Source organism: Streptomyces sp. B21-083, from assembly GCF_036898825.1.
Lineage (GTDB): Bacteria > Actinomycetota > Actinomycetes > Streptomycetales > Streptomycetaceae > Streptomyces.
Map to the genome: position 1 here is coordinate 2,863,271 of NZ_JARUND010000001.1, position 26,783 is coordinate 2,890,053.

Here is a 26,783-nt window from a genome sequence, read left to right on the forward strand (position 1 = left end):
GCCCGGAAGGTGGTCGGAGTCGGATGAGTTCGCATGGCGCGGAGGGCACGGAGCTCCCGCTGACCACAGCCCAGCACGGAGTGTGGCTCGCGCAGCGCTTCAACCCCGCCGCCACCGTGTTCAATTCGGCGCACTACCTCGACATCCACGGCCCCGTGGACGCGGACATGCTGCGCGAGGCGATCCGGCGGGCGGAGGCCGAGTGCGGCAGCTACGCCGTGCGCCTCACCGAGGGACCCGAGGGGCCCATCCAGCGAATCACCGCGGCCGGGACCCCGCCGCTGGAGACCGTGGACCTCACTGGAGGCCGGAGCGGGGGTTCGTCGGACACGCTCGCCGATCGCCTGGACGCCGCGCTCGCATGGATGGACCGAGACCGCGACACACCCCTCGACCTCGCGCGGGACGCGCTCTCCCGGGACGCTCTGCTGAAGATCGGTGACGAGCGGTTCCTCTGGTATCGCCGCTGCCACCACATCCTCACCGACGCGTTCGGCGGCGTCGTATTCACCCGCCGCGTTGCCGAGATCTACGCCGCCACCGTCCAGGGGAGGCCCGTCGAGGGCACCCCACTCGGCTCGCTGCGGACACTGATCGACGACGAGGCGGCGTACCGAGCCGCCGAACAGTACGCCCGCGACCGCGCCTACTGGACCGAGCGCTTCGCCGGCCACCGGGAGCCCGTGAGCCTCTCCGAGGCACCGGCGGATCACGCGGCACGGGGCGCCGTCTCCCGTACGGTCGCACTGACCGAGGCCGACATGGCCGCGCTGCGCGGCGCGGGGCGGGCGGCCCGCACCCCCTGGACGGTGCCGGTGATCGCCGCCGTGGCCGCGTACCTGCACGGTACGACCGGTGTCCGCGACATCACCCTCGGCGTGCCGGTGACCGCGCGGCGCGGCCTCGAGTCACAGTCCGTGCCAGGAATGCTCGCCAACCAGCTCCCGCTGCGCGTCACCGTCGACCCGGCGGCGACCCGGACCGAACTGCTGGCCCAGGTGTCGCGGGGGCTGGGCGACCTCCTGGTCCACCAGTGCTACCCCTACGAGGAACTGCGGCGCGAGCTGGACCTCGTGCGCGACGACGGGCACCTTTTCGGCATCGTCGTCAACGTCCTGCCCACCCGCGGCGACCTGCGGTTCGGCGGGCATCCGACCTTCCCGCACCCGTTGCCCGGCGGCACGGTCCTCGACCTCAACATCAGCGTCCGCCGGGGGCCCGGCGGCGAGGTCCTGCTGGTCGACTTCGAGGCCGACCCCGGCCGCTACACGCAGGACGACGTCGACGCCCATCTGCGGCGCTTCGTCGACTACCTGCGCGCCCTCGCGGCAGCGGACGGCGATCTGCCCCTCGGCCGGATCGAGCTGACCTCCGACGCCGAGCGGACGCGGGTGCTGCACGCGTGGAACGACACCGACCGGCAGGTCACGGCCGCCACCCTGCCCGAACTCTTCGAGGCGCAGGCCCGCCGGACCCCGTACGCCGACGCCGTGCACCACGCGGGCACAACGCTGGACTACGCCGGGCTGAACGCGCGGGCCAACCGGCTGGCGCGGGTTCTCATCTCACGCGGCGCGGGCCCCGGCCGCTTCGTAGCCGTCGCCATGCCGCGCTGCGTCGAGGCCGTGGTCGCCTTCCTCGCCGTACTGAAGGCGGGTGCCGCCTATCTGCCGGTCGACATCGGCTATCCGGCCGACCGCATCGCGCACGTACTGCGGGACGCGCGGCCCGCGCTGGTACTGACCGCCGGTGGGAGCGAGGCCGGGCTGCCGGACGACACCGGAGCCGACTTCTTCGACGTCGACGGCCTGCCGCTCCTGGACGGGGGCGACGCCAGCGACGTCACCGACGCCGAGCGCGCCCGGCCGCTGCACCCCCAGGACGCCGCCTACGCCATCTACACCTCGGGGTCGACCGGCGTTCCCAAGGGTGTCGTGGTCCCGCACGCAGGGGTGCCGAGCCTGTTGGCGAGCCAGGTGGAGGTGCTGGGCCTGCGGGAGCACGAGCGCGTGCTTCTGTTCGCGTCGCCCGGGTTCGACGCTTCCGTGTGGGAGCTGTGCACGGCGCTGATGACCGGCGGCTGCGCGGTGGTCGCCGAGCGGGACAGGCTGCTGCCCGGGACCGCGCTGGCCGCCCTCGTCGCGGAGGCGGGCGTCACCTGCCTCCTGCTCGCGCCGTCGGCCCTGGCGGTCATGCCCGAGGACGGACTCCCCGAAGGCGTCACCCTCGTCGTCGGCGCGGAGGCCTGCGCCCCCGACCTCGTCGAGCGGTGGTCCGCCGGACGCCGGATGGTCAACGCCTACGGGCCCACCGAATCCACCGTCATCGCGACGATGAGCGCACCGCTCGCTGGGCGCACGGTGCCGCCCATGGGCCGCCCCGTCGTCAACTCCCGCGTCCTGCTGCTCGACGACGCGCTGCGCCCGGTGCCGGTGGGTGTGCCCGGCGAGCTGTACATCGCGGGCGCCGGGCTGGCCCGTGGCTATGTCAACCGTCCCGTCCTCACCGCCGAACGCTTCGTCGCCGACCCGTTCGGGCCGGCCGGTTCGCGCATGTACCGCTCCGGGGACGTCGCCCGCCGCAACGCCGACGGCGACCTGGAGTATCTCGGCCGCTCTGACCAGCAGGTCAAACTCCGCGGCTTCCGCATCGAACTGGGCGAGGTGGAGGCGGCCCTCGCGGACCAGCCCTCCGTCGCCCAGGCCACGGTGCTGGTGCGTGAGGACAAGCCGGGCGTTCGTCGGCTGGTCGCCTACGCCGTGCCGGCCGCGGGGAGCGCACTCGACCCGGCCGCCCTGCGCGCGGCCCTCGCGGTCACCCTGCCCGACTACATGGTCCCCGCCGCCGTCGTCGAACTGCCGGAGCTGCCCCGCACCCCGAGCGGCAAGCTGGACCGGAGCGCGTTGCCCCAGCCGGTGATCACCGGCGGAGCGGGACGCCGGGCACCGCGTACCGGGCGGGAGGCGCTGCTGTGCGCCCTGATCGCGGAGGTGCTGGGCGCCGAAGAGGTGTGCGTCGATGACAACTTCTTCGACCTGGGCGGCGACTCCATCACCGCCATCCGGCTCGCGGCCAGGGCCGCCGAAGCCGGGCTCGCGCTCACTCCGCAGGCCATTTTCTCCGGCCGCACCGCGCACGCGCTGGCCGAGGCCGCCGAGGAAATGCCTGCTCCCGGGGCGAACCTCCCGGGCGGCGCGCTGCCGAGCCTCGACCCCGGGGAACTGGCGGGACTGCACGCCCGCTGGGGCGAGGACGGCATCGAGGCCGTGCTGCCGCTGACGCCGTTGCAGGAGGGCATGCTCTTCCACGCGCTGTTCACCGAGGGCGGCGCGGACGCGTACACCGTGCAGAAGAGCTTCGGCATCGGAGGCGACCTCGACCCGGCGCTGCTGCGGACGGCCTGCGAGGCGCTCGTACGCCGGCATGCCGTGCTGCGCGCCGGGTTCGACCAGACAGCGTCGGGCCGGCCGGTGCAGGTGGTGCCCCGGGCCGCGGAGATCTCCTGGGCCGAGGCGGATCTGAGCGGATGCGGCGCGGGCGAGCGTCGGGAGCGGACCGCGCGGTTGCTCGCCGAGGACAAGCGCCGCCGCTTCGACATGGCGCGCCCGCCGCTGCTGCGCTTCACCCTGATCCGCAACGCCCCGGACCGCCACACCCTGGTACTGACGAGCCATCACATTCTGTTCGACGGCTGGTCGTTGCCGCTGATCCTGCGTGACCTGTTCGCCCTCTACCGGGCGGCCGGTGACGGCGATGGCGGCGCGCTGCCCCCGATCGTACCGTTCGAGGACTACCTGGAGTGGCTCGCCGCGCAGGACCGGGACGCCGCCGAGGACGCCTGGCGGACCGCGCTCGCCGGTCTGGAGCAGCCCGCCCTGATCGCCCCGGACACGGCACGGGCGCCCGGGGAGGCACTTCCCGGGCTGGCCGTCGCGGAACTGTCGGCGGACCTCACAGCACGGCTGACGGCCGAGGCCCGGACGCACGAACTCACCCTCAACACCGTGGTGCAGGGCGCCTGGGCGCTGCTGCTGAGCGGTCTCACCAGCCGCCGCGACGTGGTGTTCGGGGCGACGGTCTCCGGGCGGCCCCCGCTGCTGCCCGGCGTGGCCGAGATCGTGGGCCTGCTGATGAACACGGTGCCGGTGCGCGTGCGTACCCGCCCCGGCGAACCGCTCGTCTCTCTGCTCACCCGCCTCCAGGCCGAGCAGTCGGCGCTCGGCCCGCACCAGTACCTCGGCCTTGCCGACGTGCAGCGGATCGCGGAGGTCGGTGAACTCTTCGACACCACCACCGTGTTCGAGAACGCCCCGATCGACCGCGAAGCCATCAGGAGCACCGCGGGCGGTCTGCACATCAGCCAGACGGACGCCGACCAGAGCGGGGCGACGCACTACCCGCTGAGCCTGATCGTGGTGCCGGGCACCCGGCTGCGCCTCGAGTTCACCTACCGCACCGACGTGTTCGACACCGCCGGTATCCGCCGGATCACCGACCGCCTCCGGCGTCTGTTCGAGACGTTCGCGGCGGCCCCGCGGACCCCCGTCGGACGGATCGCGCAGCTCACCCCGGCCGAGCACACCCAGGCCGTCGACGGATGGAACGACACCGCCCGCCGCTATCCGGCGGCCACCCTGCCCGAGCTGTTCGTACGGCAGGTCCGCGAGACCCCGGGGGCCACGGCCGTCGTGCACAGTGACCGGTCGCTCACGTACGCCGAACTCGACCGCGAGGCGGGCCGGCTGGCGACGGTGCTGGCCGCCAAGGGCGCGGGCCCCGGCGAAGTCGTGGCGGTCTCGCTGCCGCGCTCCGTCGAACTGCTGGTCACCCTGTTCGCCGTGCACCGGACGGGCGCGGCCTATCTGCCGGTCGACCCCGACTACCCCGAGGACCGCGTCCGGCACATGCTGGCGGAAGCGGACCCCGTCCTCGTGGTCGACGAGGGCGCCCACCGGGCACTGGCAGACACCGCCGCGGGGGCCGAACCCCTCGTCGACGGCCCGGGCCTGCACCCGCTGCACCCGGCGTACGTCATCCACACCTCCGGCTCCACGGGCCGCCCCAAGGGCATCGTCGTCGCGCACGAAGGGGTCGCCAACTACCTGCACTGGAAGCAGGACCGCTTCCCGCTCGGACCGGGCGACCGCGTCCTGCAGCGCACCTCGATGAGCTTCGACCCGTCGGTGTGGGAGATCTTCTGGCCGCTGATGGTGGGCGCCACCGTGGTGATCGCGGACCCCGAGACGCGGCACGGGCCCGGCTACCTCGCGGCACTGATCCAGCGGGAGAACGTCACCGTCGCCCAGTTCGTGCCGTCCACCCTGGAAGTGTTCCTCCAGGAACCCGGCGCGCGCGGCTGCCGATCGCTGCGCACGGTGTTCTGCGGCGGAGAGGCCCTCACGGCCGGACTCGTCGACCGCTTCCACGCCGCCCTCGACGCCGAGCTGTACAACCTGTACGGCCCGACCGAGGTGTCGGTCTACACCACCACCCAGCCCACCCACGCCGGCGGCACCGCGTCCGTGCCGGTCGGTCTGCCCGGTGCCAACCTGCGGGTGTACGTCCTCGACGACGGCCTGCTGCCCGTGGCGCCCGGCGTCGAGGGCGAGGTGTACATCGCGGGCACGGGCGTGACCCGCGGCTACGTCAACCGCCCCGCGCTCACGGCCGAGCGGTTCGTGCCGGACCCCTACGGCCGGCCCGGCACCCGGATGTACCGCACCGGCGACCTCGCCGCACGCCGCCCGGACGGCGAACTGGAGTTCCGGGGACGCGTCGACCACCAGGTCAAGGTGCGCGGGCACCGGATCGAACTCGGCGAGATCGAGACCGTGCTGAGCCAGGACCCCGCCGTGCGGCGCGCGGCGGTCGTCATCCGCGAGGACCAGCCCGGCGTGCCGCGTGTCGTCGCCTACCTGGTGCCCGAGTCGGGCGCCGCCCTCGACCCGGAGCGGCAGCGCGAGCGGGTGGCCGCCGCCCTGCCCGACTACATGGTCCCGGCCGCCTTCGTCGAGCTGGACCGGATCCCGCTCTCGCCCAACGGGAAGCTGGACCGACGGGCCCTGCCGACGCTGGAGTTCATCGGCGCCGAGGACAGCAGGGCGCCCAGGAACGCGCGTGAGGAAGTGCTGTGCGCCCTGTTCGCCGAACTGCTCGGCGTCGCCCGGGTCGGCATCGACGACAGCTTCTTCGACCTCGGCGGCGACTCGATCATCTCCACCCGCCTCGCGGGCCGCGCCCGCACCGAGGGCCTGGCGATCACGCCGCGCGACGTGTTCACCCACCGCACGGTCGCGGCCATCGCTGAGGCCGCCCAGGACATCACCCCCGGCTCGCCGAGTCAGGCGTTGCCACGGAGGCCGCTGGTCTCCCTCGAACAGGACGAACTCGATGAGCTTGAAGCACAACTGGGGGATGTGAAGTGAAGCAGAGATCACTGGAAGCCGTACTGCCGCTGTCCCCGCTCCAGCAGGGCATGCTCTTCCACGCCCTGTACGACGGCGAGGGCGTGGACTTCTACAACATGCAGACGCCCTTCGAGCTGACGGGCGCCCTGGACGCTCAGGCGCTGCGCACTGCGTGCGCGGCGGTCCTGGACCGGCACGCGAGCCTGCGTGCGGGCTTCCTCCAGCGGCGCTCCGGCGAGGCCGTGCAGGCCGTCGCCGGCCAGGTGGAACTGCCCTGGGCCGAGGTCGACCTGAGCGCCTTCGGCGAGCGTGAGCGGCGTGCCCGGCTCGGCCGGCTGCTCACCGAGGACCGTGAGCGCCGCTTCGACATGAAGCGGCCCCCTCTGGTCCGCTTCACCCTGGTGAGGCTCGATGTCGAGCGACACGTGCTGGTCATGACGAATCATCACATCCTGGTCGACGGCTGGTCGTTGCCGATCGTGATCCGCGACGTGTTCCGGTGCTACGCGCGCGGCGGCGACGCCTCCGGGCTCGAACCGGTGGCCCCGTTCAGCGACTACCTGGGCTGGCTCCAGGAGCAGGACCGAGGCGAGGCCGAGGGCGCCTGGCGGGACGCCCTCGCGGGCGTGGAGCAGCCGGTGCTCGTCGCGCCCGGTGCCGGTTCCGGCAGCGAGGCGGGCCGCCAGCAGCGCGTCACCGCCGACCTGACGGAGGCCTTCACGGCCGAGCTGACCGCCACCGCACGCGGCCGCGGGCTCACGACCAACACCCTGGTGCAGGGCGCCTGGGCGCTGCTCGTCAGCCTCCTCACCGGCCTCGACGACATCGTCTTCGGGGCGACCGTGGCGGGCCGGCCGGCGGAGGTCGCGGGCGTCGAGGGCATGGTGGGCCTGCTCATCAACACCGTGCCCGTACGGGTGCGCCTCGACCCGGACAGCACCGTCGGCGCCCTGCTGGCGGGTCTCCAGGACCAGCAGGCCGCACTCAGCGGCTACCACTACCTCGGGCTCGCCGACATCCACCGGGCCGCCGGGGTGAGCGAACTCTTCGACACCACCGTCGCGTTCGAGAACTACCCGCTCGACCCCGCGATGTCCCGCGACGGCCTGCCGGGCCTGCGGATCGCGCTCGCGCAGGAGGGCGTGGACGACACTCCCGAGGGCACGCACTACCCGCTGAGCCTGGCCGTGTACCCCGGCGAGCGGCTGCGCCTCGAACTCAACCACCGCCTGGACCTGTTCACGCAGGACGAGGCAGCGGACCTCCTCGCCCGCTTCCGGTACCTGCTGGAGACGGTCGTCGCCGAACCGGGCACCCCCGTCGGACGGATCGGGCTGCTCACCCCGGCCGAACGCGACCAGACCCTGCGGACGTGGAACGACACCGTCCGCCCCTACCCCGCGACGACGCTCCCCGCGCTCTTCGAGGACCGCGCCCGCAGCACCCCCGACGCGACCGCCGTGGTCTGCGGCGACGTCCGGCTCACCTTCGCCGAGGCCGACGCGCGCGCGAACCGGATCGCCCGCCGACTGGTGGCGGCAGGGCTGGGCCCCGACGACCTGGTGGCGCTGGCGCTGCCCCGCACCGCCGAGACCGTCGTGGCGATCCTGGCGATCCTCAAGTCCGGGGCGGCGTACACGCCGGTCGACCCGGAGTACCCGACCGACCGGATCAGCTCCCTGTTCGAGGAGGCGTGCCCCGCTCTGGTCCTGACGGACACGGTGTCGGCGGCGGCCCTGCCGGCCGGTGGCCCGCCGCGGCTGCTGATCGAGGAGGCGCTCGCCGACCAGGTCGGCGAGACCGGCGACGGCGACCTCACCGACGCCGACCGGGTACGCCCCCTGCTGCCCGCCCATCTCGCCTACGTGATCTACACGTCCGGTTCCACGGGACGGCCCAAGGGTGTCGCGGTGGAGCACCGCAGCCTCGCCAACATGTTCCACAGCCACCACGCCAACTTCTTCACGCCGGAGACCGAGGCCGCGGGCGGCGGCCCGTCCCGGGTGGCGCTCACCAACGCGCTGGTCTTCGACGCCTCGTGGAGCCAGCTGCTGTGGATGGTCGCGGGCCACGAACTGCACGTGGTCGACGACGAGGTGCGCAAGGACCCGCGCGCGCTCGCCGACTACGTGGCCCAGCACGCCATCGACGTGCTCGACACCACCCCCAGCTTCTTCCTGCAGCTGCGCTCCGCCGGACTCCTGGAGCGCGCGGGACACCGGCCGCGCACCCTCGCGCTCGGCGGCGAGGCGGTCGGCGAGGCGCTCTGGGCCGAACTGCGTGCCACCCCCGGTCTGTCGACGTACAACCTCTACGGACCGGCCGAGTGCACCGTCGACGCCATGCTGGGCCGGGTCGGCGACACGGCGGCGCCGACCATCGGTCGCCCCGCCGACAACATCCGGCTGTACCTGCTCGACGAGCGGATGCGCCCCGTCCCGGTCGGCGTGGAGGGAGAGCTCTACCTCGCCGGCGCCGGTCTCGCCCGCGGTTACCTGGGCCGCCCCGACCTGACGGCCGAGCGCTTCGTCGCCGACCCGTTCGGAACCCCGGGCACCCGGATGTACCGCACCGGAGACCTCGGCCGGCGCCTCCCGGACGGCTCCGTCGTGTTCGCCGGGCGCTTTGACGACCAGGTCAAGGTGCGCGGGTTCCGTATCGAGCTCGGTGAGATCGAGACCGTGCTGGCCGCACACGAGAGCGTGGACCAGGTGTGCGTCGTCGTTCGCGAGGACCGGCCGGGCGTACGACGGCTCGTCGCCTACGCCGTGCCGGCGGCGGGACGCGCGGTGGACGGGGCGCTGCTGCGGGCCCACACGGCCGCGGCCCTGCCCGACTACATGGTCCCGGCCGCCGTGGTCGCCCTGCCCGCCCTGCCGCTCACCCACAACGGCAAGCTCGACAGGGCGGCGCTGCCCGCCCCCGAGTTCACCGCGGGCGCCGCGAGCAGACCACCGCGCACCGCGCACGAACGTGTGCTGTGCGGCCTGTACGCCGAGGTGCTGGGCGCCGAGGACATCGGCGTCGACGACAGCTTTTTCGACCTCGGCGGCGACTCGATCAGCTCCATGCAGCTGGCCGCCCGGGCCCGTGAGGCCGGACTGCTGATCACGCCGAAGGACGTGTTCACCCACCGAACCGTCGCGGTGCTCGCCGGGGCGGCCCGGGAACTGCCCGCCGAGTCCGCGGCCGCGCAGCGGTCGTACGACGGTCCGCTCGTCACCCCCGACCGCGACGAGCGTGCCGAACTCGACCTGCTCTTCCCGGACCGCACCGACATACTGCCGTTGACGCCGCTCCAGGAAGGCATGCACTTCCACGCGGTGCTCGCCGAGGACGGCGTGGACGTCTACAACACCCAGCGCCCGCTGGAGCTGACGGGCGAGCTGGCGCCCGCCGTGCTGCGTGCCGCCTGCGAGGCAGTCGTCGCCCGGCACCCGAACCTGCGCGCCGCGTTCGTGCGGCTCCAGTCCGGCAGGCCCGTCCAGGTCGTACCCGAGAGCGTCGAACTGCCCTGGCGGGACGTCGACCTCGCTGGTCTGGACGACGCCGAGCAGCGCGAGCGCGTCGCCGCGCTGATGGCCGAGGACCGGGTCCACCGGTTCGACATGGCGTGCCCGCCGCTGTTGCGCGTGATCCTCGTACGCCTTGCCGAAGACCGTCACCTGTTTCTGCTGACACACCACCACATCCTGTTGGACGGCTGGTCGTTGCCGCTGTTCTTCCGCGACCTGTTCGCGATGTACGCGCGCGGCGGCGACGGCTCCTCGCTGCCCGCCCCGGCGCCCTTCCGCGACTACCTCGGCTGGCTGCGGGACCAGGACCGCGACGCCACCGAACAGGTGTGGCGGGCGGCCCTGGCGGGCCTGGACGAGCCGACGCTCGTCGCCCCGGGCGCCGACGCGGCCGCCGCGGAGGTCCCCGAACTCGTCGCGCACCGCCTCGACGAGGAGCGCACGGCCGCGCTCACCGCCCGCGCCCGCTCGCTGGGCCTGACCCTCAACACCGTGCTCCAGGGCGCCTGGGCCCTCGTCCTCGGCCGGCACACCGGGCGCCGCGACGTGGTGTTCGGCGCCACCGTCGCGGGCCGTCCGGCGCAGCTGCCGGGGGCCGCGGAGATGGTCGGCCTGCTGATGAACACCAATGCGGTACGGGTACGGCTCGACCCCGCCCGGCCGCTCGGCGCCGAGCTCGTGCGACTCCAGGACCAGCAGGCCGCGCTCAGCGAGCACCAGCACGTTCCGCTCGCCGACGTCCAGCGCTGGACCGGCGTCGGTGAACTCTTCGACACCGTCGTCGGGTTCGAGAACACACCCGTCGACCGGACACAGGTGCGCCGCCAGGTTCCCGGACTGCGCATCGCCGTCGACGACACGGCCGCGCCCGGCGCCACGCACTACCCGCTGAGCCTCGTGGTGGTGCCCGGCGAGCGCGTCAGCCTCGAACTCAACCACCGGGGCGACCTGTTCGACCGCGACGGCGCACAGGCGCTGCTCGACCGGCTGTGCCGCGTGCTCGACGCGTTCACCACCGACCCGGCGACGCCCGTCGGCCGCGTCGACCTGCTCGCGCCCGAGGAACGCGTCCGCATCCTCCAGGAGTGGAACGCGACCGGCCGGGAACTGCCCGCCATGACCGTGCCGGAGCTGTTCGAGGCCCAGGTCCGCCGCGCGCCCGGAGCACCGGCCGTGGTCTTCGGCGAACACACCCTGACGTACGCCGAACTCAACGCCCGCGCCAACCGGCTGGCCCGGGCGCTCGTGGCTCGGGGCGCCGGGCCCGAGTCCCGTGTCGCCATCGCCATGCCGCGCTCCCCGGAGGCGGTCGTGGCGACCATGGCCGTCCTCAAGGCGGGCTCCTCCTATCTGCCCGTCGACACGGCGTACCCCGAGGACCGCATCGCCTACATGCTCCAGGACTCCCGGCCCGCCCTCGTCCTGGCGACCCGGGAGACCGCCGTGGACCTTCCCGGCGTGCCGGGCACCGAGGTGCTGCTGGTCGACGGCGAGGACCTGGCGGGTGTCGACCCCGGTGACCTCACCGACGCCGACCGGCCCGGAACGCTGCGCCCCGCGTCGGCCGCGTACGTGATCTACACGTCCGGCTCCACCGGCCGGCCCAAGGGCGTCGTCGTCACCCACGCCGGTGTCGCCGCGATGGTCGCCACCCAGGAGGACCGGATCGGCGCGGGCCCCGGCGGACGTGTGCTGCTGTTCGCCTCGCCCAGCTTCGACGCCTCCGTCTGGGAGCTGTGCACCGCGCTGCTCACCGGCTCGTGCGCCGTCACCGCCCCCGCCGACCGGCTGCTGCCCGGGCCCGAGCTGGCCCGCACGGTCGCCGAGCACGACGTGAACTGCCTGCTGCTGCCGCCCTCGTCACTCGCCGTGATGCCCGAGGACGGGCTGCCGCCGGGCGTGACCCTGGTCGTCGGCGGCGAGGCGTGCGCGCCGGAACTCGTCGCACGCTGGTCGGCCGGGCGCAGGATGGTCAACGCCTACGGGCCGACCGAGTCCACCGTCATGGCGACGATGAGCCGCCCGCTGGGGGGCCGCGAGGCCCCGCCGATGGGCGCGCCCGTGATCGGCACCCGCGTGTACCTCCTGGACGAGGGGCTCCAGCCGGTGCCCGCGGGAGTCCCGGGCGAGCTGTACATCGCGGGCGCCGGTCTCGCCCGCGGCTACCTGGGCCGCCCCGGCCTGACGGCGGACCGCTTCGTCGCCGATCCGTTCGGCGTCGCGGGTACCCGGATGTACCGCTCGGGCGACCTCGCGCGGTGGCGGGCCGACGGCGAACTGGAGTACCTGGGCCGCGTCGACCACCAGGTCAAGGTGCGCGGATTCCGTATCGAGCTCGGCGAGATCGAGTCGGTGCTCGCCGGCCACGACACGGTCGGCCGGGTCGTCGTCCACGTCCGCGAGGACCAGCCCGGCGTCAAGCGGCTCGTGGCCTACGTCATCGCCGCGCCGGACGCCGCTGTGGAACCTGCCGTGCTGCGCGCCCACGCGGCCGCCGCCCTGCCCGAGTACATGGTCCCCGCCGCCTTCGTCGCCCTCGACACGCTGCCGGTCACCCCGAGCGGCAAGCTCGACCGGGGCGCCCTGCCCGCCCCCGAGTTCGCCGGGGGCGCCGAGAGCCGGGAGCCGCGCACCGAGCTCGAGAAGTCGCTCTGCGACCTGTTCGCCGACGTACTGCCGGTGGAGAGCGTCGGTATCGACGACAGCTTCTTCGACCTCGGCGGCGACTCGATCATGTCCATCCAACTGGTCACCCGGGCCCGGAAGATCGGTCTCGGTGTCACCCCGAGGGATGTCTTCACGCACAAGACGGTCGCCGAACTGGCCACGGCCGTCACCGATCTCGCCGCCGCACCGGCCGAGCCCGCCGTGCTCGCCGACGCGCTGGTGTCCCTGGACCAGGACGAACTCGACGAGTTCGTAGCGGGATGGGAGAACCCGTAGTGACTCAGCAGACCGATGAAGTGGCTCAGCAGACCCCGCAAGCGCCCCGGCGCGGCACCGAAGCGGCCGCCCGGCCCGCACTTGAGGGTGTCTACCCGCTGACCCCGCTGCAGGAGGGCATGCTCTTCCACGCCCTTTACGACACGGACGGCGTGGATGTCTACAACGTCCAGACCGCCGTGGAACTGACCGGCGACCTCGACCCGGCGCGCCTGGAGTCGGCGTGCCGGCAGGTGCTGCGACGGCACACTGTCCTGCGTACGGCCTTCCAGCAGCGCAAGTCCGGCCAGCCGGTGCAGCTCGTGGCCCGTGAGGTCGCCGTGCCGTGGCAGGTCACCGACCTGAGCGCCCTGCCGGCGGCCGAACAGCGAGCCCGGCTCAGGCGGGCGCTCGCCGAAGACCGGGCCCGCCGTTTCGACATGTCCCTGCCGCCGCTGGTGCGCTTCGCCCTCGTACGGATGGCGCGCGACCGGCACATTCTCGTCATGACGCACCACCACATCCTGCTCGACGGCTGGTCGGTGCCCCTGGTCCTCGGCGACCTCATCGAGCTCTACGCGCGCGGCGGCGACGACGCGGCTGCCGCCGCGCTGCGGCCCGCGGTGCCCTTCCGTGACTACCTCGGCTGGCTCGCCGGACAGGACCGAGCCACCGCCGAGGACATCTGGCGCAGGGCCCTGTCCGGCGTCGAGGAACCGACCCTGGTCGCGCCCGGCGCGGACGCGGCGGGCGGCGGCATGCCGCGTGTCGTGGTCACCGACCTCCCCGAGGACGTCACCGCCCGCCTCACCGCGACCGCCCGCAGCCACGGCCTGACCCTCAACACGGTGGTCCAGGGCGCCTGGGCGCTGCTCCTCGGGCTGCTGACCGGCCGACAAGACGTCGTCTTCGGCGGCACCGTCTCCGGGCGGCCCCCACAACTGTCCGGCGTCGAGGACATGGTCGGCCTGCTGATCAACGCGGTCCCGGTACGGGTGCGCCTGGACGCGGACCTCCCGCTCGCCGGGCTGCTCACCCGGCTCCAGGACGAGCAGACCGCACTCACCCCGTACCACTACCTGGGGCTTGCGGACGTCCAGCGGCTGGCCGGAACGGGCGAACTCTTCGACACCTCCGTCGCCTTCGAGAACGCGCCGGCGTCCGGGGACGCTGCCGCCGACGCGGTCGCCGGGCTGCGGATCGGCCTCGCTGACCTGTCCCACCTCGGCGACGAGGCGACCGGCTCCAACCACTACCCGTTGAGCCTGGTGGCCACCCCCGGAGACCGGCTGCGCCTCCACGTCAACTACCGGGCCGACATCTACGAGCGCGCCGGAGCCGAGGACATCGCCGCCCGGCTGCGGCACCTGCTGGAGGTCTTCGCCGACGCCTCCGGCACGCCGGTGGGCCGGATCGGCTGGCTCACCTCCGGCGAACGGGAGCTGCCCGCCCGCTGGAACGACACCGCCCACCCGGTGCCGAACGCCACCCTGCCCGAACTCTTCGAGGCCCAGGCGGCCCGCAGTCCCGACGCGACGGCCGCGGCCTTCGCCGCCGGAGCCGGTGATGCCGGTGATGCCGGTCAGCCCGGTGAGTCCTTGACCTACGCCGAGCTGAACGCCCGCGCCAACCGGCTGGCACGGCTGCTGGTGGAACGCGGCGTGGGACCGGAGAGCAAGGTCGCGGTGGCGCTGCCGCGCTCCCTCGACCTCGTCGTCACGCTGCTCGCGGTCCTGAAGGCCGGCGGCGCCTACCTGCCCTTCGAACCAGGGCTGCCCGCCGACCGCGTCGCGTTCATGCGCGAGGAGGCCGCACCGGTCGCCGCGGTCACGCGCGGCGGGCTGCACCTCGCCGACACCCCCGGTGCCGTCCTGCTCGACGACGACGCCACCCGCGTACACCTCGCCGCCCTGTCCGCCGCCGATCTCACCTCCGCCGAGCGACGCGTCCCCCTGCGCCCCGGCCACCCGGCCTACGTTCTCTACACCTCGGGCTCGACCGGGCGTCCCAAGGGCGTGGCCGTGCCGCACGAGGCGATCACCAACCGGCTGCACTGGATGCAGGCACGGTACGGGCTCACCGGCGACGACCGGGTGCTGCAGAAGACACCGGCCGGCTTCGACGTGTCGGTGTGGGAGTTCTTCTGGCCGCTGATCACCGGCGCGGCCCTGGTCCTCGCCCGCCCCGACGGGCACCGCGACCCCGTCTACCTGGCCGCGACGATCCGCGGGCACGCCATCACCACCGTGCACTTCGTGCCGTCGATGCTCCAGGCGTTCACCGACGAACCCACCGCCGCTGCCTGCACCGGACTGCGCCGGGTGATCTGCAGCGGGGAGGCGCTCCCGGTGGAACTCGCGGGGCGGCTGCGGGCCCTGCTACCGGACGCCGGGCTGCACAACCTGTACGGGCCCACGGAGGCGGCCGTCGACGTCACTCACTGGGCGGCCGTTTACGAACCGGGCGCCGCCTCGGTGCCGATCGGCCGGCCCGTGTGGAACACCGGCATCCATGTGCTCGACGCCGAACTGCGACCGGTGCCCGCCTCGGTCCCCGGCGAGCTGTACATCGCGGGAGTCCAGCTGGCGCGCGGCTACCTCAACCGGCCCGCGCTGACCGCGGAACGGTTCGTGGCCGACCCGTTCGGCCCGCCCGGCAGCCGCCTCTACCGCACGGGCGACCTCGCCCGCCGGCGGCCGGACGGCGTGGTCGAGTACCTGGGCCGCTCCGACCACCAGGTCAAGATCCGCGGACAGCGCATCGAACTCGGCGAGATCGAGGCGGCGCTGGACGCTCAGAGCGGCGTCGCGCAGTCCGCGGTCCTCGCCCGGGAGGACCGGCCCGGCAGCCTCCGGCTCGCGGCCTACGTCGTCGCGGAAGCCGGGCACCGGCCCGACCCGGAGGCACTCAGGACCGCGGTCGCCGCGACCCTGCCGGACTACATGGTCCCGCCCGATCTGCTGGTGCTCCCCGCTTTCCCGCTCACCCCGAACGGCAAGCTGGACCGCGGGGCGCTGCCCCGGCCCGAGCAGCCTGCCCCGGCTGCCGGGCGGGAGCCGCGCGGTGAGCGGGAGCGGACCCTGTGCGGCCTGTTCGCGGACGTGCTGGGACTGGAGCGGGTCGGCGCCGACGACAGCTTCTTCGACCTCGGCGGCGACTCGATCATCTCCATCCAGCTCGTCGCCCGCGCCCGCAGGACCGGGCTCGTACTCACCCCGAAGGACGTCTTCACCCACCGCAGCCCCGCCGCCCTCGCGCGGGTCGCCCGCACCGAGGAGGGTGCCGTGACGGAGAGCGCCGACGCGGGCATCGGCGCTCTGCCCCTCACTCCGATCGTCCACTGGCTGCGTGAACGCGGCGGCCCCTCCGACGCGTTCCACCAGTCGGTGCTGCTGCGGGTCCCGGCGGATCTAGCCCCGGACGCGCTCACCCGCGCCCTCCAGGCGGTGCTCGACCGCCACGACGCGCTGCGCATGCGCCTGTCGGTGCGCACGACGGACGGCCAGTGGTCCCTCGTCGTACGCCGTCCCGGAGCCGTACAGGCCGCGGGGCTGCTCTCCCGGCAGGACGTGCGCGGTCTGGACGACGCGGCGCTGCGCGACGCCGTCCGGGAGCGGTCCGCGCAGGCCGCCGCCGAACTCGCCCCGGCCACCGGGGCGATGGTGCGGGCGGTGTGGTTCGACGCCGGTGCCGGCCGGCCGGGGCGGCTGCTCCTGGCCGTCCACCACCTGGCGGTGGACGGGGTGTCCTGGCGGATCCTGCTGCCGGACCTGAAGGCCGCGTGGCAGGACGCCGCACGCGGCGCCGACCCGATGCCCGCCCCCGTCCCCACCTCGCTGCGGACCTGGGCGCGACGGCTGTCGGAGGCGGCCACCGATCCGCGCAGGACCGCCGAACTGCCCCTGTGGCAGGGGGTGCTGGCGGCCTGCGACCCGCCGCTGAGCGACGCGCCCCTGAACCCGGTCCGCGACACCCACGCCACCTCGTCCTCCCTCACCGTGCGCCTTCCGGCCGAGGTCACCGAGAGCCTGCTGACGACGGTTCCGGCCGCGTTCCGGGCCGGCATCGACGACATCCTGCTCACCGCGCTCGCGCTGGCCGTCGGGGCGTACCGACGCGAGCAGCAGCTCGGCGAGGACACCGGTGTCCTGGTCGACCTGGAGAGCCACGGCCGCGAGGACGTCGTGCCGGGCCTCGACACCTCGCGCACGGTCGGCTGGTTCACCAGCCTCTACCCCGTGCGCATCGACCCCGCCGTCACCGACTGGGACGAGGTGCGTGCCGCCGGGCCCGCCCTCGGCCGGGCCGTCAAGCGGGTCAAGGAGCAGTTGCGGGCAGTGCCGGACCACGGTGTCGGCTACGGCATGCTGCGTCACCTCAACCCGGAGACCGGTCCGGAACTGGCCCGGTACGCGCCCCCGCAGATCGGCTTCAACTATTTGGGCCGGGTCTCCGGTTCGGGCGAGGCGGACTGGGGGCTCGCGGCCGAGCAGGACGCCGTGGTGTCGGGCGCCCAGAGCACCATGCCGCTGTGGCACACCCTCGACGTCAACGCCGTCACCGAGGACCGCGCGGACGGTCCGCACCTGACGGCGACCTGGACGTGGGCCGGGGAACTGCTCTCCGAAGTCGATGTACGCGCCATCGCCGAGGCGTGGTGCGCCGCGCTGCACGCCCTGGTCGCGCACACCTGCAGGCCGGGAGCCGGCGGTCTCACCCCCAGCGACGTACTGGCGGAGATCACCCAGGAGGACCTGGAGGGCCTCGAAGAGCGGTACGCGGGCTCGGTGCCGGCCGATGTCCTGCCGCTGTCACCGTTCCAGGAGGGCCTGCTCTTCCACGCCCGCTACTACCCGGGCGGCGTGGATGTCCACAACGTGCAGCTCGTCCTGGAGCTCACCGGCGAGCTCGACCGCGACCTGCTGCGCTCCGTGTGCCAGACGCTCATCGACCGGCACCCCGCGCTGCGCGCCGGCTTCGCCTGGACCGACTCAGGCCGGCCGGTGCAGGTGATCCAGCGGTCGGCGCCCGTCCTGTGGCAGGAGGCCGACCTCACCAGCGTCGGCACGGAAGGCCCGCACGCCGCCCTGAACCGGCTGCTGAACGACGACCGCCGTCGGCGCTTCGACCCGGAGCACTCACCGCTCGTACGGTTCACGCTGGTCCGGATGGCCGACGACCGGCACACGCTGCTCTTCACCCACCACCACATCCTCGCCGACGGCTGGTCGGCCTCCGTCCTGCTGCGGGACCTCGCCGCGCTGTCCGCGGCGCCGCGGGGCGACGCCACGGCACTCGCGCCCGCCGTGTCGTACCGCGCCTACCTGCGCTGGCTCGCGGAGCAGGACCCCGCCGCCGCGCAGGGCGCCTGGAACGAGGCCCTGGACGGCGTGACGGAGCCGACGCTGATCGCGCCGCACGTCGACATCGCCTACGTACCCGAACTGCCCGAGCGCGTTCTCCTCGAACTGCCCGCCGATGTCACCGCCGCCCTGACAGCGACCGCGCGCGGGCAGGGCGTCACCCTCAACACCCTGGTGCAGGCGGTGTGGGGGGTGCTGGTCGGCGGACTCACCGGACGCTCGGACGTGGTGTTCGGCGCCACCGTCTCCGTACGGCCCCCGGAGTTGCCCGGCGTCGAGGACATGGTCGGCCCGCTGATCAACACGGTGCCCGTACGGCTGCGGTGGGACGCGAAGGAACCGCTGGCGGCGCTCTTCGCCCGGCACCAGGAGGAACAGACACGGCTCGAAGGCTGCCGGTACCTGGGGCTCGCCGACATACAGCGCTCGGCCGGGGTGGGCTGTCTGTTCGACACCTCCGTCGTCTTCGAGAACTACCCCTCCGCGCAGGCGCTCCCGGCTCTGCCCGGCACCGCGGCCCGTGTCACCGGGTTCAGCGGACGGGACGCCTACCACTACCCGCTGAAGCTGATGGCGGTGCCCGGCGAGCGCCTGTACCTGGAGCTGAGCCACCGGCCCGACCTGGTCACGCCGGAACAGGCCGAGACGGTCGCGGCACAGCTCCTGGGCCTGCTGGAGGCGGCGGCCAACCGGCCCGGTACGCCCGTCGGCGAGGCCGTCGCGGCCATCGGGCGGCTCGTCGCGGCGGTCGCCGCGGAGCCGCGCCGGGGCCGGACGCCCGCCGTACCGGGTGATGCGTCCCGCGTCCGCGAGACCCCCGTCACCCCCGAGGAGGCGCTGCTGTGCGACCTGTTCGCCGAAGTGCTCGGCACCGAGGCGATCGGACCGCACGACGACTTCTTCGACCTGGGCGGCGACTCCCTGACGGCGCTGCGGCTGACCGGCCGCGTCAGCGTCCTGACAGGCCAAGAGCTCTGCGTCCGTGAGGTGTTCACGTACCCCACGGCTGCGGAATTGGCGGACCACATGGCCGGGACCCTGCTCGGCCGGACCGCCTCTCAGTAGGACCGCGGCCCGCCGGGCCGCACAGGACCGGATGTTCCGGACGACCGGAACCGGCTGTTTCACGGATGAGGAGCAAGAAGTGGCAAACCCCTTTGACGACCCCGACGCGACGTACCTGGTTCTGGTCAACGACGAGGGCCAGCACTCGCTGTGGCCGTCGTTCGTCGAGGTACCGGGGGGCTGGCGCGTCGCGCACACGGAGGCCCCCCGCCAGGCGTGCCTCGACTACATCGAGGAGAACTGGACGGACATGCGGCCCAAGAGCCTCATAGCCGCGAGCGGGGCCGCCTGATGACCGCTGTGGAAGACACCCCCGTCCTCGCCGACACACCCGTCCTCGCCGACACACCCGCCTCGTACACGCTCACGGCGGACGACATCGCGGGCCTCGAAGAACTGCTGGAGTCCCTGCGCGACACCAGTGGTGACCCGACACTCCCCGAGTTCTACGAGAGCGCGTGGCACGCCCCGGAGCGGATCCCGGAGGGGCTGCGCAGATTCCTCCAGGAGTTCGCCCGGGACGAGGGTTCGGCGGCCTGCCTGGTCCACGGGTTCCCGACCGGCGACGAGGTCGGTCCTACGCCGGACCACTGGTCCTCGGCGATCGAACAGAAGAGCACCCGCGACCACGACCTCTACCTCGCGCTGTGCGGCATGGTCCTGGGGGAGCCGTTCGGCTGGGCGACCCTCCAGAAGGGCCGGCTGGTGCAGAACGTGCTGCCCGTCGCGGGGGACGAGCAGTGCCAGAGCGGCTACGGGAGTTCGGCGCTGCTGGAGTTCCACACCGAGGACGGCTTCCACCCCCAGCGCTGCGACTACCTGCTCCTGCTGGGGCTGCGCAACCACGACCGGGTGCCGACCATCGTGGCCTCCGTGCGTGACGTAAGGCTCGACGAGGGCGACCAGCGCCTGCTGTCCGAGAAGCGGTTCCACATCTTCCCGGACGACGAGCACATCCGGCAGCTGGAGGCCCGGGACCCCAGCCATCCGGCCCTCTGCAAGGCCCGGCGGATGGTGAGCGACCCGGAACCGGTGGCGGTGCTCTTCGGGGACCGGTTCTCCCCGTATCTGCGCCTGGACCGGCCGTTCATGCGGTGCGCCGGGGACGATCCGGCCGCCGAGGCCGCCCTGGACCGTCTGATGGCGGAGCTGCAGCGGGTCCAGCAGGACGTCGTGGTGGGCGCCGGCAGCCTGCTGGTGGTCGACAACTACCGCGCCGTGCATGGCCGCCGAGCGTTCCGGGCCCGCTACGACGGGACCGACCGCTGGCTGAAGAAACTCACCGTGAGCCGCGATCTGCGGCGCAACCTGAGCGACTTCACCGCCGGCAGCCACCGGATCCTCGTCTGATCGACCTTCGATCGGACGCGGCCCGCGGGTCACCCGGTCCCTGTCAGCACGGGGCGCCGACTCGAGTCGGCGCCCCGTCACCGATTCACGGAAAGGTTCTTCCGCAATGCGCACAATTGTGGTGTCGGGTGCCTCCAGCGGCATCGGGCAAGCGGTCGCCGAACGGTTCGCCGCCGATGGGGACCGGGTCGTCAACTTCGACATCGTCCCGCCGGCCGGACCCGACGGGGCGACCGACGGCATCCCCTGGACCAAGGTCGACGTGGCCGACTGGTCGGCCGTACGGGAGGCGGTCGACGAGGTCCACGAGCGGTACGGCTCCCTCGACGTGGTCGTCGCCAACGCCGGCATCAGCAACCGGCGCGGGGTTCTCGAACTCACCGAGGAGGACGTGCGCCGCACCATCGACGTCAACCTGATGGGAGTCCTCGCCCTGTGGCGGCACGCCGCCCCGCACATGGTGCGCCGCGGCCACGGCGTCCTGCTGGCCACGGCGTCCGTCAACGGCTCGCGCGGATATCCGCTGTACGCCGACTACAACGCGACCAAGGCCGGCGTCATCTCGCTGTGCCAGACCTTCGCGATGGAGCTGAGCCCGGTGGTCCGCACGGCCTGCGTCACCCCCGGCGCGGTCCTCACCCCGATGCAGCGCGCCGAGTACAGCGACGCCATGCTCGCCGAGGTCAACGAGCGCATCCCCGCCCGACGCCATGCGACGCCGCACGAGATCGCCGCCGCGTTCCACTACCTCGCCTCGCCCGAGGCGGCCTTCGTCACCGGGCAGGAGCTCGTCGTCGACGGCGGCGAGACGGCCGGCGCGACCACGGCGTTCTTCCCCGGGCTCATCCCTCCCAGCGAAGGAAGCTGACGATGTACGACCTCCCCCGGCTCGGCCCGGACGACCTGCCGACGACGGATCTCGCCGATCCGCGGATCCACGCCGGCTACGACCTCACCGACGTCTGGCGCCACCTGCGCACCGAGGAACCGGTGTACTGGCAGCCGGAGACCGCCGGGCACCCCGGCTTCTGGGTCGTCACCCGCTACGACGACGTGGCCTCGGTCTACAAGAACAAGGAGGCGTACACCTCCGAGCGGGGCAATGTCCTCGACACCCTGCTCGCCGGCGGCGACTCGGCGGCCGGGAAGATGCTCGCGGTCACCGACGGGCCCCACCACTCGGCGCTGCGCACGGTGCTGAACAAGCCGTTCTCGCCGCGGGCCCTCGAGGTGGTGGTGCGCAGCGTCCGCCGCAGCACCTGGCGCCTGCTGGAGGAGGCCGTCGAGCGGGGGGAGTGCGACTTCGCGAACGATGTGGCCGCCCACATCCCGCTCGCCGCGATCTGCGACCTGCTCGGGGTGCCGGTCTCCGACCGCGGCCACATCATCGAACTCACCTCGACGGCCCTGTCGTCGACGGACGGCGCCCCCACGACGGAGAGCACCTGGACGTCCCGCAACGGGCTCCTGCTGTACTTCGCCGAACTCGCGGAGTCCCGCCGCGAGAAACCGTACGACGACATCGTGAGCCTGCTCGTCGGGCAGGAGGTGGGCGGTCGCCCGCTGAGCCACGAGGAGATCATCTTCAACTGCTACAGCATCATCATGGGCGGCCACGAGACCACGCGGCTGGCCATGATCGGCGGATTGCAGGCCCTGGTCGAGCACCCCGCCCAGTGGGAGGCGCTCAAGAGCGGGCAGGCCGCCACCGCCACGGCGGTCGACGAGGTCCTGCGGTGGACGACCCCGGCGCTGCACGGCGGGCGCACGGCCACCCAGGACACCTTCCTGGGCGACGAGTTCATCGAGGAGGGCGACGTCGTCACGGTGTGGAACGTGTCCGCCAACCGCGACGAGCGCGTCTTCGCCGACCCCGACCGCTTCGACGTGGCGCGCACTCCCAACAAGCACCTGTCCTTCGCGCACGGCCCGCACTTCTGCATCGGCGCCCACCTCGCCCGCCAGGAGATCTCGGCCGTACTGGAGGCGCTGCGCGCGATGGTCGGCACGCCGGCGGTGACGGGCCCGCCGCAGCGCGTCTTCTCCAGCTTCCTCAGCGGCCTCGCGACGCTGCCGGTCACCCTGGAGCGGGATCCCGAGTACCGTCCGGGCGCCGGGCCGCCGCAGACCTGAGAGCGAGTCCGCGCGTACGGCTGTGGGGCCGAACCCAAGTGCCTGGGTTCGGCCCCACAGCCGTACGCGCGGACTCGCGCCGCCGGTCAGAGGGCGGCGGCGCGGTACTTGCGGACGGCCAGCGGCACGCACACCAGCAGGATCAGCGCGGACCAGAAGAGGGACGTGGCGGCCGCGTGCCGCATCGGGAAGGACGCGGCGTCGACGCCGGTGTCGTTGCCGAAGAGGTGGCGGACCGCCTGAGCGGTGGCCGAGAGCGGGTTCCACTCGGCCACGGGGCGCAGCCAGGAGGGCAGTGTGTGGGTCGGCACGAAGACGTTGGAGAGGAACGTGAGCGGGAAGATCCAGATGAACCCCGCGGTGTTCGCGGTCTCCGGCGACGACACGCTGAGCCCGAGCAGCGCGCCGATCCAGCTCATGGCGTACGCGAAGAGCAGCACCAGTGCGAAGGCGGCGAGCGTGTGGAAGGGGCCCGTGTGGACGCGCCAGCCGACGGCGAGCCCGCAGCCGGCCAGCGCGCACACCACGAGTGAGTTCTGGATCAGGCCGGCGGTGGTCCGGCCCGTCAGTACGGCGGCGCGAGCTATGGGCAGCGACCGGAAGCGGTCGATGAGCCCCTTCGCGAGGTCGTCCGCGATGCCCACCGAGGTGGTGCCGGCGGCGAAGGCCAGGGTCTGCACCATGATTCCGGGCACGATGAGTTCCCGGTAACTGGCGCCCTCGGGAACGGCGATGGCCCCGCCGAACACATAGGTGAAGAGCAGGACCAGCATCACCGGCTGAAGGGCTGTGTAGACCAGCAGTTCGGGATTGCGGCTCATCCGCTGCAGATTGCGCAGGGTGAGAACCCAGCCGTCGGCGAACCAATGGCCGATGCCTGCGTACGGTTTCCTGCTCACGTCGGTCGCGGTGGTCAGGGGGCTGACGGCGCTCACGGTGCGTTCCTCTCGGCGTTCCTGGCACGGACGCGTACCAGCGCATCGTGCCGAGGGGAACGCCCCGACAACCAGGAAAGGGCACCGGCAACTTGATGCCGGGCCCAGGCACGGTCCCGTCGACGCCCGGTCTGGGCAAGCTCTGTCGGTACCCGGCTCAGATCCAGCCCTGCTGGGCCGCGCGCAGGCCGGCCTGGAACCGGCTGCGGGCGTCGAGCCGGCTCATCAGGTCCGAGGCGATCCGGCCCACGGTCCGCTGGGAGACCCCGAGCCGGGCTGCGACCACGGCGTCGGTGTGTCCCTCTGCGAGGAGGTTCAGCACTTCGGCCTCCTGCCGGGACAGTTCGCTGCCATCAGGCTTCTCGACCTCCGAGCCCAGCGGTTCCGCGGTGGTCCACACCTTCTCGAAGAGGGCGCCGAGCGCCGCGGTCACCCCGGGGATCGTGATCTGGATCGCGCCACGTTTGGTGTTTTCCGGATCGACGGGAAGCAGCGCCGTTTCCCCGTCTATGAGGATCATGCGAAGGGGCAGTGTGGGAACCGTTCGCACCTGGCCGCCCAATTCGGTCAACCAGTACGCATACCGCGCTGTCGGGGGATGCGTGCGCGCACTGTCTAAATACACCGTGCGCATCGACACTCCCCTGCTGATAACCTCCTTGTCCAGAGGCATACTTGCGGCAAGGCTGCTTTCCGACTGAGCCCCGCCGGGATTGAATGCAAGGCATTCGCGCGTCGCGGAACGCGCCAGTTCCACAAGGCGTTCACGGATCGCGTCCACACCCACAAGGTTTTCGACGTGTTTCTGGTCCACCGACGGGTACAGGTCGGCGAACTCGTCGAGCAGGTCGGACACCGCGGCCCGATGCAGCTCGAACTGCTCGTGCCTGGTGCGCAGTTCGGCCGCGTCACGCAGGAGCAAGGCCTGGAGTCCGAGCTGTGGATCCTCGGGGAGCACCGTGCTCTGATGGCCGTCGGGGAGCTGCACGAGTTCCAACTCGGCCAACTGCTCCACTGTTTCCTGTATATGACTGACCGGCTCTGAAAGGTGTTCGGCTATTTCCTCGACATGCCAGCGCTTGCGGCCGAGGATCACCCGATAGACCGCTTCCGCCGATTCGTCGAGCCCCAACCCGTCCAAAAAGCTACCCATGATCCATGACTTCCCCCCGTGTTCCGCCTTGCCGCTCTGTGGAGCGTCGCACCGGCAAAACGTCTCTCATGCTCGGGGTGCGGCCCGAGTGAGTGATTTTGCAACGCGCCACGCCCAGCGAAAGGCTTGCCGCAACGACAGTTTACCCAGTGATGGTGCGGGCATACGGGCCAAGCTGGACCGATGGGCAACTTAAAAGAATCGGCAATGACTTGACCAAGAACATTGACGCGACACAGGGGGGTTTGCTCAGGGGGCTGTTCCCCTCGGGCGTCGAGGCCGTGGACGACTTCGGCGACTCCGGCCCGGCCGCGGCGATGGCGCTGCATCCCGAAGAGGTCGGTCTGATAAATCAAGTTTTGGCGGAAAGGCGTCGCGAGTTCACCACCGTGCGCGGCTGCGCCCGGCTGGCCCTGACCGCCCTCGGACTGCCCGCCGCCCCGCTGCTGCCCGGCCACAGGGGCGCGCCCCGATGGCCGGAAGGAGCCGTCGGCAGCATGACCCACTGCCAGGGGTACCGGGCCGCCGCGGTGGGCCACGCCTTCCGCTTCCGGGCCCTCGGCATCGATGCCGAGCCCGACGAGCCACTGCCCCGAGCCGTCGCCGCCAAGGTGATGTCCCCCGAGGAGCGGGCACGACTGACCCGGATGACCAGCCACGATGCGACCATCGCCTGGGACCGGCTCCTCTTCTGCGTCAAGGAGACCGTCTACAAGGTCTGGTCCCCGCTGGCCGGCAGCTGGCTCGGTTACGAGGACGCCGACGTCCAGTTGCGGCCGGACGGCACCTTCACCGCGCGGATCCTGGTGCCCGCGCGGACGGCCGACGGCGTACGACTGGAGGGCCTGGAGACCCTGACGGGCCGCTGGCGTGCCGCCCGCGGCCTGCTGCTGAGCGCCATCGCGCTGCCGAACTCACCGCGTCCACAGGGAGACTGACGGTCCATCGGCCGCTCCTTACCTTCCTTTCACCTTGTGGCGCACTTACGACAGCCGGTATTTCCTGCCACGGAATTCCCTTCCGATTCGGCAGGGCATTCGAGCAAGATTCAGGTCGGGGGATCGCGGGGGAGAATCGCGACGTCCCGACCAGTCCATCGAATGTTCAATCGGGAGTGGAGTCGTGTTCAGAACAGCCAGAGTCGTCGGTGCCATGGCAAGCCTCATGCTGCTTTCCCTGGCAGCGTTTGGGGGAACCGCTCAGGCCGATTCATCGTCCGGCATCGAGATCACCTGCCGCACGGACGGCAGCGGGGGAAGCACGGACTCACTGGGCTGGGACCTGGTGCCCATTTGTGTGATTTCCGGTCGGCTCGGCTGACCGCTTTCATCCAGCGCTACGGGGGGGGCGGGGACGCAGTTCTGGACGCGGCCTGCCCTCCGTGTGCTTCGTCGCCAATGACAGCCCACTGAAGGAGCCGGACCATGCAGCGCACCATGCTCAAGTCGAAGATCCACAGAGCCACCGTCACCGAGGCCGACCTCAACTACGTGGGCTCACTGACGCTCGATCCGACCCTCATGGACGAGGCCGACCTGCTGCCGGGCGAGCTCGTCCACATCGTCGACGTGAACAACGGCGCCCGTCTCGAAACCTATGTGATCGAAGGCGAGCGGGGGTCCGGAGTCGTGTGCATCAACGGGGCCGCGGCCCGGCTGGTCCACCCGGGAGACATCGTCATCATCATCGGATACGCCACGGTGGACGACGCGGAAGCCGCGAAGCTCGAACCGCGCGTGGTCTTCGTGAACAGCGAGAACGACATCGTCAAGGTGGGCAACGACCCCGCCGCGTAGCAGGTGAGCGACCCCGCGGGCGGGTGCCGGGCGGGGAGACGGAGGGTCCGGCAGGGGGGCGGGGTCACGGCCCCGCTCCCCCTGCGGCGTACACACGTGTGTGACGTGACTGACGAAAAGTGTTGGACGGCATGGGGGAGGGGT

At 72.4% G+C, this 26,783-nt stretch carries 11 protein-coding genes; 9 read left to right on the forward strand and 2 right to left on the reverse strand.

The window, feature by feature from the left end; all coding sequences use genetic code 11:
• The first annotated feature begins 23 nt into the window (after positions 1-23).
• The 7 genes from QA861_RS12820 (at position 24) to QA861_RS12850 (ending at position 22,755) form a co-directional block, all read left to right on the forward strand.
• Positions 24-6,425, forward strand: coding sequence for a non-ribosomal peptide synthetase (locus QA861_RS12820; RefSeq protein WP_334588456.1), 6,402 nt, complete (start codon positions 24-26; stop codon positions 6,423-6,425).
• A complete protein-coding gene (locus QA861_RS12825; RefSeq protein WP_334588457.1) occupies positions 6,422-12,865 on the forward strand; it encodes a non-ribosomal peptide synthetase in 6,444 nt (2,147 codons plus the stop codon). Before QA861_RS12820 ends, QA861_RS12825 begins: the two co-directional genes overlap by 4 nt.
• Positions 12,865-19,272: a non-ribosomal peptide synthetase gene (locus QA861_RS12830; protein WP_334588458.1), complete on the forward strand. Its 6,408-nt coding sequence runs from the start codon at positions 12,865-12,867 to the stop codon at positions 19,270-19,272. Before QA861_RS12825 ends, QA861_RS12830 begins: the two co-directional genes overlap by 1 nt.
• Before the next feature lie 79 nt (positions 19,273-19,351).
• The gene (locus QA861_RS12835; protein ID WP_334588459.1) at positions 19,352-19,564 is read left to right on the forward strand and encodes an MbtH family protein; all 213 of its coding nucleotides are present in this window, start codon (positions 19,352-19,354) and stop codon (positions 19,562-19,564) included.
• Positions 19,564-20,622: a guanitoxin biosynthesis L-enduracididine beta-hydroxylase GntD gene (gene gntD / locus QA861_RS12840; protein WP_334588460.1), complete on the forward strand. Its 1,059-nt coding sequence runs from the start codon at positions 19,564-19,566 to the stop codon at positions 20,620-20,622. Before QA861_RS12835 ends, gntD begins: the two co-directional genes overlap by 1 nt.
• A gap of 106 nt (positions 20,623-20,728) precedes the next feature.
• Entirely contained in the window at positions 20,729-21,490 is a 762-nt protein-coding gene (locus QA861_RS12845) for an SDR family NAD(P)-dependent oxidoreductase (protein ID WP_334588461.1), read from the forward strand.
• Between the two features lie 2 nt (positions 21,491-21,492).
• The gene (locus tag QA861_RS12850; protein WP_334588462.1) at positions 21,493-22,755 is read left to right on the forward strand and encodes a cytochrome P450; all 1,263 of its coding nucleotides are present in this window, start codon (positions 21,493-21,495) and stop codon (positions 22,753-22,755) included.
• A gap of 86 nt (positions 22,756-22,841) precedes the next feature.
• On the opposite strand, the gene QA861_RS12855 is transcribed toward QA861_RS12850, so the two are convergent.
• Both QA861_RS12855 and QA861_RS12860 read right to left on the reverse strand, forming a co-directional pair.
• Positions 22,842-23,690: an ABC transporter permease gene (locus QA861_RS12855; protein ID WP_334588463.1), complete on the reverse strand. Its 849-nt coding sequence runs from the start codon at positions 23,688-23,690 to the stop codon at positions 22,842-22,844.
• A gap of 157 nt (positions 23,691-23,847) precedes the next feature.
• On the reverse strand, positions 23,848-24,843 hold the full coding sequence (locus QA861_RS12860; protein ID WP_334588464.1) for a helix-turn-helix transcriptional regulator: 996 nt from the start codon (positions 24,841-24,843) through the stop codon (positions 23,848-23,850).
• A 212-nt stretch (positions 24,844-25,055) separates the two neighbouring features.
• Between QA861_RS12860 and QA861_RS12865 the strand changes: the two genes are divergently transcribed.
• Both QA861_RS12865 and panD read left to right on the forward strand, forming a co-directional pair.
• Positions 25,056-25,781: a 4'-phosphopantetheinyl transferase family protein gene (locus tag QA861_RS12865; protein WP_334588465.1), complete on the forward strand. Its 726-nt coding sequence runs from the start codon at positions 25,056-25,058 to the stop codon at positions 25,779-25,781.
• 486 nt (positions 25,782-26,267) lie between these two features.
• Positions 26,268-26,639: an aspartate 1-decarboxylase gene (panD, locus tag QA861_RS12870; RefSeq protein ID WP_334588466.1), complete on the forward strand. Its 372-nt coding sequence runs from the start codon at positions 26,268-26,270 to the stop codon at positions 26,637-26,639.
• Positions 26,640-26,783: the final 144 nt, after the last annotated feature.